The organism is Variovorax sp. P1_G12 (assembly GCF_056405555.1).
Genome location: NZ_JBFUBW010000047.1, coordinates 25,680 through 41,247, shown reverse-complemented (window position 1 = coordinate 41,247; position 15,568 = coordinate 25,680). Strand labels below are relative to the sequence as shown.

The window sequence follows — 15,568 nt, the reverse complement described above, 5'->3', positions numbered from 1 at the left end:
GCCAAGGCCAACAACATCGAGCCCTACCGGTACCTCGTCGCCCTGTTCAAGAAGCTGCCCCTGGCGCAGACGGCTGACGACTACGAGGCGCTGCTGCCCTGGAACATCGAGCTCGGCGCGCTGTAGACCGCCCTGCGCACATCGGTTCCGACACCACGCGCAAGGGCGTGGTTCATTGACGGCTTACGGCCAAGGCGGCTGAGCGCCCATGAAAAAAGCCCGCACGCGGCGGGCTTAGGAGAGGAGGCGGCGCGGCCCCTTAGTCTGTCGCCGTTTCGACCGCGGTATCGAGGATGAAGAGTCGAACGATTGCGCCGTCGTTGTCAAGCTCCGCCTTCGCAAGCACTTTGATCGGGGCTCCGGATGCGAGTGCTTCCGCGTAAGCGTTCCCTGGCAGAGCATGCGCAGGGTCCAAAATTTGCCCGGGAATTCGTTCCGCGTCGCCGTCTAGAGTGATCTTGCAAGCGCCAGTCTTTGTGTCGAGCTCGGAGATCACTCCAGAAAACAGTCGGCTGTGGTCGGAAAACACTGGCGCGTCCTTGACGATGGCCTCCTTCAGGCTCGGATCCATGTGATGGAACTTCACGCCATCAGCATAGAGATCCACACTTTCGCATGAGCGACCAACAGGCGCGAGCGCCTTCTTGATCGACGGTCGCATCTGATCCGCCAGCTTGTCGATAACGCCAAGCAGGCTACTCGTCAGCCGCTCGTTGGTCTGAGCGGCTAAGTCCATCTGCTTTTGCAAGGCGGCGCTTAGGTGCTTCATCTCTTCATTATCTCTGCGGCTGATCACATACGCTACCAGCGCCGGGAGCAACCCCGAAGCCAAGCCGGCAAAAAATTCCTTGGTCACGAAGAACGACTTGATGAAGACGACCACCTCGTGACACCTATGCTCTTGGACCGGCACCGCCATCACCTTCACGTCAAGCGCATCGAAGTGCCGATTTAGCTTGCCCGTCTGAAGGTAGTTCGCAGTCACGCCAAGGATGCGCGCAAAACCCTGGAGCGATTCCCCAAGTTGGTTCAGGTCGATTTCGTGCTTTTCGGCGTCTCGACCTTCGTAGCGTATGTTGAAGAGTGGGAATGCGTCGCTGTGGCCTGCGGGGTCGATTGGGTAAGTGCTTTCCATTCCTGATCCGTCGTTGTAGTTGTTGCCATGCACCGATCGATTTGTCGGCAGCAGCCCTTCCCCTACTGCAGCACCCTGCAGTAGCAGCTTGGGGCAAGGGCGCTCGTCACCCGTGATTCCACCAGGCGCCGATCCGGGCACCTAGGAAGACGATCAAGCCGAGCATGGAGAGTGGCGCCGCAACCAACGGCTCCTTGGCAGCGCACGACACCACCCCGACGCACATCAGCGCGGCGCCGACGAGCTGGGCGCCCTTGTACTTCTTGCCGGTCTGTTGGGTCGTGATGATCTTGCCGTGCTGCGACACAGCGTGCCTGACCGGAGCGCCGCACTTGATGCAGGCCTTCGCCTTCTCGCTGATTTCAGCGCCGCATTCGTAGCATTCGATCAGGGCCATGGCATTCACTCCCTGTCAATGAGCGAACTAGTCCTCGGCTTCCGAGCATTTGCCAAGTCCAAGCGAAGAAGTACTTCCTCCCGAAACTTCTTCGCCTTGTTGACCTCGCTGTTCAACTGCAACACTCGATAAAACACGTATGGCAGTACGGCAAGCGCTACCGCGAGGGCTGCGATTGCAGCCTCCTGGGGCGCTCCCTTCGCAGAAATGAACCCCAGCACCAGAACGATGCCGCCCAAGACGGAGCCCACGCCCGCCAAGAACGCAAAAAACAACATAGCTCTCTCCTCCAACCGGTGCCAAACCACGACTTTGTGGGACGAGCGGCGGTGCCGCATGCGTCGTAAGTTATTGTTACCTGAACTGGAGCTGACGCACTGGAGGCCTGTAGCGTGAATATTCACATTCGTTCGACGCCCGGATGTCGTCACGCCGTCGGCTTGAAGAACCTCTCGATGTCCGTGATGGTTTGCTCGATCAGAGCGGGGTCGCCTCGGGTGCTCGGCCGTGAGACGTGCTGAAGTTTTGGCTGTCTTCATCAAGCCTGCGGACAACCTCTCGGCGACGACGTTTCGCAGGATTCCGGTATCTGTGGCACTGGGCTCGGCGATGATGGCTGTTGCTGGCGCATCGCAACGGCTGGAGGGGCATGTCATGCAAGCTGCAGTGCCGCCGGCCTTGACGCCGGACGGCCGATTCTGGATGAAGGAAGTCGAATGACGGAAAGGCTGACGAAGGACGCAATTGACCTGGCGGCAAGCGCATGCCAGCTGACTGCACAGGTACTGCGGGGCCACCTGACCAGCTTCGCGCGATCGACGAGCTCGAGGCCCAGGTGAAGGCGATGACCGTGCGCGTGCACGAAGCGCAGGTGGCGGCCGGCGATACGGATCAGATCGGTCTGAACGCTTCTGGGCGGACCCGTGCGCGCTCGACACGCGCGACGGCCATGCCCTTGCCCGTTCAGCGCGTCATATCGGTCCAGCGGCCACCGGCATCTTGGTGAAGTCGTCCCAGGGCCACCAGGGTGTCCAGCAGCATGGGCAGGCGCTCGCGCCAGCGACCGCGGCCGCTGAAATGCGCGGCCACCTCGTCCAGCGCCAGCGCGCGGCCTGTCTGGGTCAGCACCTCGGCCACCGCCTTGATCTGCTCCGTGAGACCGGCGGGCCAGGGCCGCACTACCTTAGACGGCGGCGCGACGACGAGCTCGCCTGCCTCCTCATCATCGCTTGCAGCACCTGCCGCGTCGGCGTCGGTCGGCGCGAGCGCAGCCCTAGCCTGTACGCCCTGGCCCTGCTGGAACGCTGGCCGCAGCCAGCGGACGGTGCCGGCAGCCTCCTCGGCGGCCCGGCGGGCGTTCAGTGCCACCAGCCGCTCTAGCAGGGGTTCGGTGTCGGCCGGCAGTTGCAGGTCGGCCCAGCCATAGGCCTGCAGCACGGCGGTGTCTAGCTCGTCGTGCAGGCTCTTGAGCACGCCCACAAGGCCCTGCTGGTGCAACTGCTGCTCCTTGGTCGTCAGCGACTCGCCGCTGCGCAGTTTCTCCAGAACGTTGTAGAGACCGGTCAGCATTAGCTCGGCATGGGCCGTTTGCCTGGCCTTGCGGTGGGCGTCGATCTGCTCGGCCAGGGTGCGTATGCGCTCGGTCAGTTCGAGCGTGAGGCCGGTGTCGTCAGCGGGGAAGGGGAAGGGCTCAAAGCAGCGGGACTTGTTGTAGCGCGGGTCGTTGCCAACGCCGAGTCGGCCCCCTGCCGCCAAGGCCCACTGGACATGGGTACTGCTCGACAGGACGCCGAGATGCAGCGCGTCGTCAAAGGCGAAGGTGACCAGCGTGCTGTCGGGAACGATTTGACTGGCTACGAACGCGAACACCCGATGCTTGGCCGTTTCGACGGTCACGATGTAACGGCTCAGCCCCTGGGTGGCCGTGCGGAACTGGGGCCGAGGATGTCCGATGACCCACCAGGACCGCTTGAAAACCTCGTTGCGGTTCAGATCACGCTCTGGCTTGGCGCGTTCAAGCAAGTGCTGATAAACCTCCGGGAAGCGTTGGCGCACGTCATTGGACTCAAGCCCGAATAGATCGATGACCCAGAAACCTCGCGGTGCTTTCACAAAGTCCCTGCCACTCAGGTAGGGCTTGATATGGCTCTCGAGTCCGGGAACAGCACCCAGCCCCAGTTCGCGCGCAACGTCCGCTGTCACTTGAAATGCCGCGCCGATGGTCTTCATGCCGACCGAGCACAGGCCGAGGTTGGCGTCGAGCAGCTTGGCCGATCCCAGGTTGGCGCCGATGCGCAGGTCCGCACCGATGAGGCCGGACCGGTCGGTCAGTGCAAGCGCGAGGTCTTCACCATCGCCGCCCTCCGGGCGTTCAGCCACCACTTCTCGCAGCACACCGGTGTGTTCGCCTTTCTGCCCGACCGTCATCGCAATGCGCACGGCCGCACCATTGGCGCTGTCCACCCAAGGGTGATCTGGTATGGCAAAAACAAGCGAAAGCCGGTCGGCGCCGCACAAATGCGGCTCGACCGCGCGGCGTACATAGGTCTGGCGCAGGCTGTTGGACGTGATGAGGCCGAATCGGCGGGCTCGCTCGTCTCTGACCTGCAGTGCGGCCTGGTGCCACCAGCGCATCACGAAATCGGTGGCTTCGGGTACGTCGGGCCAGGCCGCCTGAAGCGCATCGACATAGCCATCGCCCAGGGCTGCACGCATACGCTTGGAGCCGATGAACGGCGGATTCCCCACGATGAAGTCCGCTTGCGGCCACTCGGCTTGGCGCGGGTTCACATAGCGCCACTGCGGCACCTGCGCCGACTCATCCGGTACGGGCTGGCCGGTGACGGGGTGAGGCTTGGTGCTGATGCCGTCCCAGCGGGTGACCGGCTGGCCTGCCTCATCGGTGAGCGGTTCCTGCCGGTCGTAGGCCAGCACGGCATCGCGGTGCTCGATGTTGCCGTAGTCATGCACCACGGGCTCGGCCACGCTGGCGCGCCCCCGGCTGCGGATGTGCCACTGCAGGAAGCCGATCCACAGCACGAGCTCGGCCAGCGCGGCGGCGCGGCCGTTGAGTTCGATGCCGAGCAGTTGCTGCACGGTGACGGTCTCGCGGCCGAGGTCGAGGCTGTCCTGCGCATCACCGAGGGCGTCGAGCTGGTTGAGCACCTCACCCTCCAGCCGCTTGAGGTGTTCCAGCGTCACGTAGAGGAAGTTTCCGCTGCCGCAGGCCGGGTCCAGCACGCGCAGCGTGCACAGGCGGCGCAGAAAGGCACGCACCTGCTCGCGGGCTTCCTTCCACTTGGCGCGCACGGCCGCGTTGTGCCGGTCAAGGGCGGTGAAGTCCTTCTTGGTCTTGACCTCGGGCGGCTGGGCTTCGAGTTCGCTGGCTTCGTGCGCGAGGGTCAGTGCCGCGGCCTGGGCGTCGGCCCATTCGGCGCGCAAAGGCTCGATGACGGTGGGCAGCACCAGGCGTTCGACATAGGCGCGTGGGGTGTAGTGGGCGCCGAGGGCGTGGCGCTCGGACGGGTCCAGCGCGCGCTCCAGCAGGGTGCCGAAGATGGCGGGCTCGACCTCGCGCCAATTGGCGCGGGCGGCTGCGATGAGGCTGTCGATCTGCTCGGTGCTGAGCAGCAGGCTGAAGGCATCAGCGCTGGCGCCCTTGAAGAGCTTGCCGTTGAACTTGAGCACGTCCTTGACGAGGGCCGGCGAGAACCCGCCGCGGTCCATGTCGGCCCACAGGCTGGCCAGCATGCGGCGCAGTGTGGCGGGATCACCGCGGTGCTGGGTGAGTAGCCCGTGGAAAGAGCCAACTGGCAGCAACTCCACGTCCTCCGCAAACATGCTGAACAGGCAGCGCGAAAGGTAGGCGGCCACGTCGTGCGAGCGGTGCCCGGCCTGCTCCAGCGAGCGCGCCAGCGTGGCGAGTTGCTGCGAGACCTCGCGCGTGACCTTGGCGCTGATGCGGGCCGGGTCCAGCGCCGCCGGGTCGGTCCAGATGAGGCGCAGGCGCTCCAGGATCGCGGGCTGCGCCAGGTCGGCCAGGGCGATGCGGTGGCTGCGGGGGTCAGGAAACGGGACGTAGGTACCGCCGCTTCGGCTGAACTCCGCGTAGACCTCCAGCACGGTGCCCACATCGACCACCAGCACGAAGGGCGGGCGTCCCTCAATGGCCGGCAGCGCACGCGCATAGCCTTCGCCCTGTGCCCGGGCGCGTAGCAGGCCGTCGTCGAAGCCCTTGGTGTGTCGGCCGGCCTTCAGCTTCTTCGCCTCAAGGACGAAGTGGCCGCGCCGGTAGCAGTCGATGCGGCCAGGGCTGCTGCTGCCGTCGCCATGAGCGAAGGTCACGGGCCGCTCGAACATGTAGTCCTGCTCGGCCGTGGGGTGCGGCTTGGGCACCTCCAGCAGTTCGCACAGGCCCATCACGAAAGATTGCGCGGTAGCCAACTCTGTCGCTGTCACGCCTTGCCAGCGTTCGATGAACGCGGCGATTGTTGTTTTGCTATCGATTGTTGTTCTGCGATCCATGGTGCGGCATCTTAGAGGTGGAACCTCACCACGGCGATGAAGGAAGCGTTGAAGTTGGCCTGTGCGGCTGGCGTGCGGCTTCTCGTTGCGACACTCCTGATGCTCGGGACTGCATGTGGGGTGGGCGCTGCCCTCGCCACGTATGGCGCCCCTGGTGCGCTGATCCGTGGGCGAGCCTCCCGCTGTTACCTGATAGGGCTTTTTTACCCCCCTCTGCGGAGGCTATGTCCGTCCACGCTTGAGCCAGTTGGCAATGGTTGGCGCAGTAACCCCAAGGGCCGAAGCGATGGCCTTGTTGCTGAAGCCCTGATCGTGCATGTCCAGTGTCACCGGCAGCTTGCGGCGAAGGCCAGTGGGGAGCATGGGCATGGTTGGAAGTTCCTGATGCCAAGGTATAGGCGGCCAGGAAGACCATGACTTGCTCTCGCGCCGTTGTGTAGAAGCGTTGTGTGAAACTCTAAGGTGAAGAAACCCTGGATTCACTGAATCTTCTTGCAATTCAACGGCTTGCAAAAAAGTTGGTGGAGAGGATGTCCGCAGTCTTGGGGCGATCTCTCGGACGGCTATGCCCGGCCTCAATCCGTGCTCCGCAAGCGCCGCAAGCGCCGAAAGCACCGTCGGGCTCGGTCTACCGCGCCGGCAGCCGCGACAGCAGCGGGCAGCAGTCAGCATTTCAGATCGAAGAACTTCTTGCGGGCCTTGTAGAGGTCAACTTCGACGCGAGCCTTGGCCTCGCCTGTCGCCTGCCCCGCATCAGCTTCCAGCAACGGTAGGCGGTTGTCGAGATTGGCACATTGCGCCTGCTCGTGGTTGGACAGTTTCACGCGGCGGCGCACAACGTCCATGTCGGCGTGTGAGCGGCCATGAAGCGGGCGCAAGGCATTGTCGAAGGTAGCGTTGAACTCTTCACGCTGCACGTCACGGCCCTTACGTGACTGGCCCGTCATCTTGTCCATGCCTTGCGTTGGCGTCGCTTCGATCACCTTGGCCCCGACGCACGGGGAGTCCGAGTAGCCGACCTTGCCGTTCGTCTCGCAGCGGTAGACCTTTGACTGAGCAACGACGGGTGTAGCGAGGGCGGCGAAGAGATAAGGGGCGAGCAAGCCCATCATGCGGGCGCTCACCAGAACTTCCACCACGGCCGCCGGGCCAATCGCAGATGCAGCGGCCGGGTATCAAGGCTGTCGAGGCTGCTGGCGGCAGCGCCGAAGCGGTCGCGTGCTGCCGAGTCCGTTGAGTGGGGCTGCAGACTGGCGGCTTTCCGCGTGGAATCTCCGCGCACGGTTGGGAGCGAGGCATGGTCAGAGATGGCGGCCCATTCGGTCATCTTTGCGATTGTGATGTAGTGCGTCCGCTAGACCCAAAGGGGGACGCCGCCAGCCCTGCGTTGTTGGAGCGAGGCCCACACGCCGCAGTCAGAAATCCTCTTACATCGGCCGTTACATCGCCAAAGAAAAAGGCCTCGTCACTATCGATTTGATAGCAACGAGGCCTTATCTGTATTGGTGCCGGAGAGATGAATCGAACACCCGACCTTCTCATTACGAATGAGCTGCTCTACCGACTGAGCTACACCGGCTAAGCCTACGATTATAGCGGATCGTGATAGCCGGTCAGCCGCTCGACCTCGTTTTTCGACCCCAACACAACAGCCACGCGTTCATGGAGCTTGCTCGGCTCCAGGTCCATGATGCGTTTGCGTCCGTTGGTCGAGGCGCCGCCGGCCTGCTCGACCAGCCAGCTCATCGGGTTGGCTTCGTACATCAGGCGCAGCTTGCCGGCCTTCTCGGGCTCGCGCTTGTCCCAGGGGTACATGAAGACACCGCCGCGCATCAGGATGCGGTGCACGTCGGCCACCATGCTGGCGATCCAGCGCATGTTGAAGTCCTTGCCGCGCGGGCCGTCCTTGCCGGCCAGGCATTCGTCGATGTAGCGCTTCACCGGGGCGTCCCAGTGCCGCATGTTGCTCATGTTGATCGCGAATTCCTTGGTGTCGGCCGGGATCTGGATGTCCTCCTGCGTCAGCATGAAGGAACCCTGCTCGCGGTCGAGCGTGAACATCGCGACGCCGCTGCCCACGGTCAGCACCAGCGTGGTCTGCGGGCCGTAGATGCAGTAGCCGGCCGCCACCTGCCGGTTGCCCGCCTGCAGGAAGTCGCCTTCCTGCACGCCGGGCGTGTCGTCGGGCTTCTTGAGCACGCTGAAGATGGTGCCGATGCTCACGTTGACGTCGATGTTGCTGGAGCCGTCGAGGGGATCGAACAGCAGCAGGTACTCGCCCTGCGGGTAGCGGTTGGGCACCACGTAGATGCTGTCCATCTCCTCGCTGGCCATGGCCGCGAGGTGCCCGCCCCATTCGTTGGCCTCGATCAGCACCTCGTTGGCGATGATGTCGAGTTTCTTCTGGATCTCGCCCTGCACGTTCTCGCTCTCGGCGGTGCCGAGCACGCCGCCGAGCGCCCCCTTGTTGACCGCCTGGCTGATGCTCTTGCAGGCGCGCGCGACCACTTCGAGCAGCAGGCGCAGCTGGCCGGGGATCAGGCCGTCGGCGCGTTGCTGCTCGACCAGGTAGCGGGTGAGGGATATCTTCTGTTGGGCCATGTACTTGGGTCCTTGATGGGGTCAGTTGGACAGCGCGCGGGTCACGACCTCGTGCGTGTCCTTGCTCAGGTCGGGCCGGGCGGCGACGCGGGCGATGGCTTCGCGCGCGGCGCTTCGGTAGGGCTCGGCCAGCTTGCTCCAGCGGTCGAGAGCGCGTGCCAGGCGGGCCGCGACCTGCGGGTTGATGGCGTCGAGCTCGATCACGCGGTCGCTCCAGAACACGTAGCCGGCCGCGTCGGGGCGGTGCAGGGCGCCCGGGTTGGCGCTGCAGTAGCTGAAGATCACGCTGCGGGCGCGGTTCGGGTTCTTGATCGAGAAGTCCGGGTGCTTCATGAGCTGCTTGACCAGCGGCAGGATGTCGCCGCCGCGGTCGGGGGCGCCGGCCTGCAGCGAGAACCACTTGTCGATCACCAGCGCCTCGTCCTTGAAGATCTCGTGGAAGCGCGCCAGCGCCTGCGCCGCCAGCGCATGGCCCGACGACACCAGCGCGTTGAGCGCATTGAAGCGGTCGGTCATGTTGCCCGCGTCCTTGAAGCGCTGCAGCGTCTTGCCGGGCCACACGGTGTCGTCCGAGGCGCGCGCCGCGAGGCACAGGTGGGTGAGGGCGATGCCCGCCAGCGCGCGCCGGCCCGAGGAGACCGGGTCGGGCTGGTAGGCACCGGTGTCGCGGTTCTGCTCGTAGGCCTGTTCCCAGTCGGCGAACAGCGCGGTCGCGAGCTGCGCCCGCATCGCCTCGCGCACCACATGCACGCGCTGCGGATCGACGATGTCGAGCTGCTCCGCGATGTAGGTCTCGGAGGGCAGGGTGAGCACCAGTTCCTTGAACGCGGCATCGAGCTGCGGATGGCGCAGCACGCTGCGCATCGCGTCGACGAAGGCGGCGTCGAGCGGCTGCTCGTGGGCCGAGGCCGGCTCGGCGATCGCGCGCACGGCGGCGCGCAGCGCCAGCCGCTGGCCGGCTTCCCAGCGGTTGAAGGGGTCCGGGTCGTTGGCCAGCAGGGTCAGCAGCTGGGCGTCGCTGTAGGCGTAGTCGAGGATCACCGGCGCGCTGAAGCCGCGCAGGATCGAAGGCACCGGCTCGGCGTCGATATCGACGAAGGTGAACTGTTCGCCGGCGCGCGTGAGCACCAGGGTGCGCGTGCCCTGGGTGGCCTCGGCCTCGCCTTCGAGCCGCAAAGGCAGCTCGCGGCCATCGGCGCCCAGCAGGCCGACGTTGACCGGGATCACGAACGGATCCTTGGCCGGCTGGCCCGGCGTGGGCGCGCAACTCTGCACGATGCTCAGCGTGTAGCTGCGCGCTGCCGAGTCATAGACGCCATGGGCGGCGAGGCGCGGCGTGCCGGCCTGGCTGTACCAGCGCTTGAACTGCGGCAGCAGGCGCGCGAGCTCGGTGTCGGGGTTGGCATCGGCGATCGCCTGCGCGAAGTCGTCGCAGGTCACGGCCTGTCCGTCGTGGCGCTCGAAATACAGCGTGATGCCGCGCTCGAAGCCCTTGCGGCCGACCAGCGTCTGCATCATGCGCACCACCTCGGCACCCTTCTCGTAGATGGTGACGGTGTAGAAGTTGCTGATCTCGATGTAGCTGTCGGGCCGCACCGGGTGGGCCATCGGGCCCGCGTCCTCGGGGAACTGGGCGGTGCGCAGCACGCGCACGTCCTCGATGCGCTTGACCGCGCGCGCGGAAGGCTCGGCGCACAGGTCCTGGCTGAACTCCTGGTCGCGGAAGACCGTGAGGCCTTCCTTGAGCGAGAGCTGGAACCAGTCGCGGCAGGTCACGCGGTCGCCGCTCCAGTTGTGGAAGTACTCGTGGCCGACCACGCTTTCGATGTTGCCGTAGTCGGCGTCGGTGGCGGTGGCCTGGTTGGCCAGGACGTACTTCGTGTTGAAGATGTTCAGGCCCTTGTTCTCCATCGCGCCCATGTTGAAGTCGCTGGTGGCGACGATCATGAAGCGGTCGAGGTCCAGCGGCAGGCCGAAGCGGGCTTCGTCCCACAGCACCGAGTTGACGAGCGAGTTCATCGCGTGCTCGGTCTTGTCGAGGTCGCCGGCGCGCACGTACACCTGCAGCAGATGCTCGCGGCCGTTGCGCGCCTTGATGCGCTGCTCGCGCGCCACCAGCTTGCCGGCGACCAGCGCGAACAGGTAGCAGGGCTTGCGGAAGGGGTCGACCCACTTGGCGAAGTGGCGGCCCTCGGGCAGCTCGCCCTGCTCGACCAGGTTGCCGTTCGACAGCAGCACCGGGTAGGCGGCCTTGGCGGCGCGCAGCGTCACCGTGTAGCTCGACATCACGTCGGGCCGGTCGAGGAAGTAGGTGATGCGGCGGAAGCCTTCGGCCTCGCACTGCGTGAAGAAGGTGTCCTCGCTCACGAACAGGCCCATGAGCTTGGTGTTCTTGATCGGACAGCAGGTGGTGAAGATCTCGAGCTCGAAGGTCTCGGGCAGGTTGTCGATCACCAGCTGCTCGGCTTCCATGCGGAACGATGCGCCCTGGCCGTCGACCAGCACGCGCGCCAGGTTGAGCTCGTCGCCGTCGAGGCGCAGCGGCTCGGGCGCCACCTCGGGGTTGCGGCGCAGCCGCATGCGGTTGAGCACCCGCGTCTTGGCGGGGTCGAGATCGAAGGTCAGCTCGACCGTGTCGATCCAGTAGGCCGGCGCGCTGTAATCCTCGCGACGGATCGCGATCGGTTGGCCTTGGGCATCACGCAGCAGCATCGAGAGTCTCCAGGAAGTTTGAGTTGTTCAATTCGTCGTAGTCGCGCACGGCCGCGATCACATGCGGCCCCGCGAGTTCGCAGGCGCTGTGGGTGGTGCAGACCGCCACCGCGAGCATGCCGCCGCGGCGCGCGGCCTCGATGCCGAAGGGCGCATCCTCGAAGACGATGCAGCGCGAGGGCTCGACGCCGATGCGGCGCGCGGCCTCGAGGAAGATCGCCGGCTGAGGCTTGCCTGGCAGCCCCTCGTCGCCGCCCACGATCGCCAGCGGCGCCGGGTCGGGCCGCAGGTTGGACATCGTGAAGGCGATGTTGTGCTTGTCGCCCGCGGTGCCGACCGCCACCTTCAGCCCGCGCGCGACCGCGGCCCGGTGGAAGGCGCTGAAGCCCGTCACCTCGCGGAACTGGGCGCCGAAGAGCTCGCGGTAGATCGATTCCTTGCGGTGGGTGATCTCGGCGCTCTCGGCTTCGCTCACCTCGCGGCCCATGAGCTCGCAGGCGCATTCGAAGGCGGTGCGGCCGGTGGTCCGGCGCATGAAATGCGGGACGTCGATCTCGATCCCGTGGCGCACGCCGTACTCGACCCATGCCTTGGCGTGCCAGGGCATGGAGTCGACCATGGTGCCGTCCATGTCGAAGATCAGGGCTTGCACCTTGTGCAGAGTCCTCATTCGGAAACCCCCAAGTTGTCGATCGATCCGCGACGCAGAGCGCCGGCGCGGCCGAGGCCAGGAACACCGCGGAACCGGCTTTGCCGGGCCGCTCGTGTTGCCCCCGGCGAGGGGGTGTGCGGCCACACGAAGTGGGCCAGCCTGGGGGTGAGCTTCATCTACACGCCTTGCTTCAAGGACGCTTCGATGAAGGCATCGAGGTCGCCGTCCAGCACCTTCTGCGTCGCCGAGATCTCGACGTTGGTGCGCAGGTCCTTGATGCGGCTGTTGTCCAGCACGTAGCTGCGGATCTGGTGGCCCCAGCCGACGTCGGTCTTGCTGTCTTCCAGCTTCTGCTGCTCTTCCTGGCGCTTGCGCATCTCGTGGTCATACAGGCGCGAGCGCAGCCGCTTCCAGGCGACGTCGCGGTTGCTGTGCTGGCTGCGGCCGTCCTGGCACTGCACCACGATGCCGGTCGGGATGTGCGTGAGCCGCACCGCCGAGTCGGTCTTGTTGATGTGCTGGCCGCCGGCGCCGCTGGCGCGGAAGGTGTCGGTGCGCACGTCGGACGGGTTGATGTCGATCTCGATCGAATCATCGATTTCCGGGTAGACGAAGATGCTCGCGAAGCTGGTGTGGCGCCCGCCCGAAGAGTCGAAGGGCGACTTGCGCACCAGCCGGTGCACGCCGGTCTCGGTGCGCAGCAGGCCGAAGGCGTAGTCGCCCTCGACCTTGATGGTCGCGCCCTTGATGCCCGCGGTGTCGCCCGGGGTCTCGTCCTCGATCTGGGTCTTGAAGCCCTTGCGCTCCGCGTACTTCAGGTACTGGCGCAGCAGCATGCTGGCCCAGTCGCAGGCCTCGGTGCCGCCGGCGCCGGCCTGGATGTCGACGAAGGCGTTCAGCGGATCGGCCGGATTGTTGAACATCCGGCGGAATTCGAGCTGCTTGATGTCGGCTTCGAGCTTGGCGGCGTCATCGGCGATGGCCTGCAGGCCGTCCATGTCGCCGTCCTCCTTCGACATCTCGAAGAGTTCGGTGTTGTCGGACAGGCCGCTGGTGAGGCGGTCGAGCGTGACCACGACGTCGTCGAGCGACTTCTTTTCGCGGCCCAGTTCCTGGGCCTTCTTGGGGTCGTTCCAGACGTTGGGGTCTTCGAGCGACGCGTTGACCGTCCTCAGGCGTTCGGCTTTGGCATCGTAGTCAAAGATACCTCCGTAAATCGACCGTGCGGGCGCTCAGGTCCGCGAGAGTTGCGCCGATTTGGTTGATTTGCTCTGCATCCATGGGGTGTCCTGACGGTGTTCGGGGAAAACCGGGGATTTTCTCATGCCGGGCATGGCCCGGTTCCGGAGAGGGGGGAGGGGGCCCGGGGCCGCCTTCAGGACGAAAGAAAATCCTCGATCAGCCGGGCCACCGCGGCGGGCTGGTCGTGGTGCAGCATGTGGCCGGCGTCCTCGACACGGGCGATGCGCGCATGGGGCACTTTCTTCAGGCGCTCGTGGTACTCGTCCAGCGTGTAGCGGCCCTTCCACCATTGGCCCAGGCTGTCGTCCGAGGCCTCGACCGCCAGCAGCGGCGCGGCAATGGCCGCATACAGCGCCAGGATTTCGTCGACCCGGAACAGGTTGGCGTTGATGATCTTGTGGGCCGGATCCCCCAGGATCTCCCAGCGTTCGCCGCCCTCGGCGTGCGGCCGGACGGCCGACCAGTGGGCGGCCAGCCAGTCGGCCTTGTCGGGCGTCAGGCGCGGGTTGGTCTTCATGAGCCGGCGCGCCACGCCTTCGACGCCCGAATAGGTGGCCAGCGCCATTTCGCCGCGGTGCAGGCGCTTGAGCTCGTCGATCCACTTGCCGAAGCGTTCCGGCGCCTGCTCGGGCTTCAGCGCGGGCATGCCGAAGCCTTCGAGGTTGACGAGGCGGCGCACGCGCTGCGGCCGCACGCCGGCGTACTGCATGACCACGTTGCCGCCCATGCTGTGGCCGACCAGGTCGACCGGGGCATCGCCGGCGTAGTGGTCCAGCAGCCAGTCGAGGTCGGCCAGGTAGTCGGGCATCCAGTAGTTGTCGACGCGGCCGCCCTCGGTGAGGCCGAAGCCGCGCCAGTCGGCCGCGACCACGAAGCGCTCCTCGGCCATCGCATCGACCACGAACTGCCAGGAGGCCGCGACGTCCATCCAGCCGTGCATCAGCACCAGCGGCGGCCGGGAGGCGGAGGGCTCGCCCCACAGGCGCACGTGGTAGCTGAGGTGGCGGACGGGGACGAATTCGCTGCGCGAGGCACGGAGGGCTTGGTACATCGCGTCCGATGATACGGACCCCGGCCGGGCCGTGCAGTCGACTGCACGACACGACACGACACGCCTTCGCCTCAGCGGGTAGCATTTCGCCCATGCAAAAAATCCAGCTTGGTCAGAGCGACCTCCACGTCACGCCGATCTGCCTCGGCACCATGACCTTCGGCGAGCAGGTCGACGAGGCCACCGCCCACGCCATCCTCGACCGTTCGCTCGAACGCGGGGTCGACTTCATCGACACCGCCGAGATGTACGCGGTGCCGGCGCGCAAGGAAACCTTCGGCGCCACCGAAACCATCATCGGCCACTGGTTCGACAAGAATCCGGGCGCGCGCCAAAAGATCGTGCTGGCGACCAAGGTCGCGGGCCCGTCGCGCGGCATGCCCTGGGTGCGCGAGGGCAGCGGCATGACGCCGGCCGACATCGCCGCCTCCTGCGAGGCCAGCCTGAAGCGGCTCAAGACCGACGTCATCGACCTCTACCAGATCCACTGGCCGGAGCGCCACGTGCCGGCCTTCGGCCAGATCTACTACGACCCGAAGCGGGAAAGCTCGACCACCCCGATCCACGACCAGCTCGAAGCGCTGGGCAAGCTGGTCAAGGCCGGCAAGGTGCGCGCGATCGGGTTGTCGAACGAGACGCCCTACGGCGTGCACGAATTCGTGCGCCTGGCCGAGCAGCATGGCCTGCCGCGCGTGGCGACGGTGCAGAACGTCTACTGCCTGATCAGCCGCGCAGCCGAGAACGGGCTCGACGAAACCATGCACCGCCTGGGCGTCTCGCTGCTGGCCTATTCGCCGCTGGCCTTCGGCCTGCTGACCGGCAAGTACGACCAGAGCGGCACCGAAGGCCCGGACGCGCCCAAGGGCGCGCGCATCTCGAGCTACGAGTCGGTGCGCAAGCAGCGCTGGGGCCGCCCGGACGCGCTGAAGGCGGCGCGCCGCTACAACGCGCTGGCCCGCGAGCACGGGCTCACGCCGGCACAACTGGCGCTGGCCTTCTGCTACACCAAGTGGCAGGTGGCGAGCACCATCATCGGCGTGACCTCGGTCGCCCAGCTCGACGAGGATCTCGACGCCTGGGGCACCACGCTGTCGCCCGAGCTGCTGGCGGAGATCGACAAGATCCGCTGGGAATTGCGCGACCCGGCTGCCTGAGACCTTGCGGGACAGAGGATGAAACACCCCCGAAGCGCCTGCGGCGCCTCCCCCTCAAGGGGGCGATACCAGCGGCCCGGCAAAGCCGGTTCCGCGGTAT

The 15,568-nt window shown here is 65.8% G+C and carries 14 protein-coding genes and 1 tRNA gene; 3 read left to right on the top strand and 12 right to left on the bottom strand.

From position 1 onward, the window contains the following. A partial coding sequence (locus AC1D2O_RS34080) for a transposase domain-containing protein (RefSeq protein ID WP_478158637.1) occupies positions 1-126 on the top strand: 126 nt, incomplete at its 5' end. 133 nt (positions 127-259) lie between these two features. Here the strand turns inward: AC1D2O_RS34080 and AC1D2O_RS34075 are convergent. The 3 genes from AC1D2O_RS34075 to AC1D2O_RS34065 form a co-directional block, all read right to left on the bottom strand. Beyond that, positions 260-1,168 (bottom strand): DUF7946 domain-containing protein, encoded by a 909-nt coding sequence (locus AC1D2O_RS34075; protein WP_478158636.1) that lies wholly within the window; start codon positions 1,166-1,168, stop codon positions 260-262. A gap of 73 nt (positions 1,169-1,241) precedes the next feature. Next, positions 1,242-1,532, bottom strand: a complete 291-nt coding sequence (locus tag AC1D2O_RS34070) for a zinc-ribbon domain-containing protein (protein ID WP_477650634.1) — start codon at positions 1,530-1,532, stop codon at positions 1,242-1,244. 5 nt (positions 1,533-1,537) lie between these two features. Next, positions 1,538-1,810, bottom strand: coding sequence for a hypothetical protein (locus AC1D2O_RS34065; RefSeq protein WP_478158635.1), 273 nt, complete (start codon positions 1,808-1,810; stop codon positions 1,538-1,540). Positions 1,811-2,039: 229 nt separating this feature from the next. Here AC1D2O_RS34065 and AC1D2O_RS34060 point away from each other — a divergent pair, with 229 nt between their 5' ends. Next, positions 2,040-2,252, top strand: a complete 213-nt coding sequence (locus AC1D2O_RS34060; RefSeq protein ID WP_477650633.1) for a hypothetical protein — start codon at positions 2,040-2,042, stop codon at positions 2,250-2,252. Between the two features lie 243 nt (positions 2,253-2,495). On the opposite strand, the gene AC1D2O_RS34055 is transcribed toward AC1D2O_RS34060, so the two are convergent. From AC1D2O_RS34055 to AC1D2O_RS34015, 9 genes are all read right to left on the bottom strand, one after another. After that, positions 2,496-6,056, bottom strand: a complete 3,561-nt coding sequence (locus tag AC1D2O_RS34055; protein WP_478158634.1) for a class I SAM-dependent DNA methyltransferase — start codon at positions 6,054-6,056, stop codon at positions 2,496-2,498. Between the two features lie 222 nt (positions 6,057-6,278). Further along, positions 6,279-6,425, bottom strand: a complete 147-nt coding sequence (locus AC1D2O_RS34050) for a helix-turn-helix domain-containing protein (RefSeq protein WP_477650558.1) — start codon at positions 6,423-6,425, stop codon at positions 6,279-6,281. A 296-nt stretch (positions 6,426-6,721) separates the two neighbouring features. Then, the gene (locus tag AC1D2O_RS34045; protein WP_477650559.1) at positions 6,722-7,192 is read right to left on the bottom strand and encodes a DUF4124 domain-containing protein; all 471 of its coding nucleotides are present in this window, start codon (positions 7,190-7,192) and stop codon (positions 6,722-6,724) included. Positions 7,193-7,559: 367 nt separating this feature from the next. Then, positions 7,560-7,635: transfer RNA gene (locus AC1D2O_RS34040), tRNA-Thr, on the bottom strand. Between the two features lie 11 nt (positions 7,636-7,646). Continuing rightward, entirely contained in the window at positions 7,647-8,657 is a 1,011-nt protein-coding gene (locus AC1D2O_RS34035; RefSeq protein WP_477650560.1) for a class 1 fructose-bisphosphatase, read from the bottom strand. 21 nt (positions 8,658-8,678) lie between these two features. Then, the gene (gene pepN, locus AC1D2O_RS34030; RefSeq protein ID WP_478158633.1) at positions 8,679-11,369 is read right to left on the bottom strand and encodes an aminopeptidase N; all 2,691 of its coding nucleotides are present in this window, start codon (positions 11,367-11,369) and stop codon (positions 8,679-8,681) included. After that, the gene (locus AC1D2O_RS34025) at positions 11,356-12,039 is read right to left on the bottom strand and encodes an HAD family hydrolase (protein WP_478092242.1); all 684 of its coding nucleotides are present in this window, start codon (positions 12,037-12,039) and stop codon (positions 11,356-11,358) included. Before AC1D2O_RS34025 ends, pepN begins: the two co-directional genes overlap by 14 nt. A gap of 158 nt (positions 12,040-12,197) precedes the next feature. Next, a protein-coding gene (prfB, locus tag AC1D2O_RS34020) for a peptide chain release factor 2 (protein WP_442284071.1) occupies positions 12,198-13,302 on the bottom strand; the annotation gives its coding sequence in 2 pieces (ribosomal slippage) (positions 12,198-13,220 and positions 13,222-13,302; 1,104 coding nt in all). 94 nt (positions 13,303-13,396) lie between these two features. Then, complete coding sequence (locus AC1D2O_RS34015) at positions 13,397-14,314, bottom strand: alpha/beta fold hydrolase (RefSeq protein ID WP_478092241.1); 918 nt, start codon at positions 14,312-14,314, stop codon at positions 13,397-13,399. Positions 14,315-14,406: 92 nt separating this feature from the next. Here AC1D2O_RS34015 and AC1D2O_RS34010 point away from each other — a divergent pair, with 92 nt between their 5' ends. Next, positions 14,407-15,468 carry an aldo/keto reductase gene (locus tag AC1D2O_RS34010; protein WP_478092240.1) on the top strand — a complete coding sequence of 354 codons (1,062 nt, stop codon included), beginning with the start codon at positions 14,407-14,409 and terminating at the stop codon, positions 15,466-15,468. Positions 15,469-15,568 lie beyond the last annotated feature (100 nt).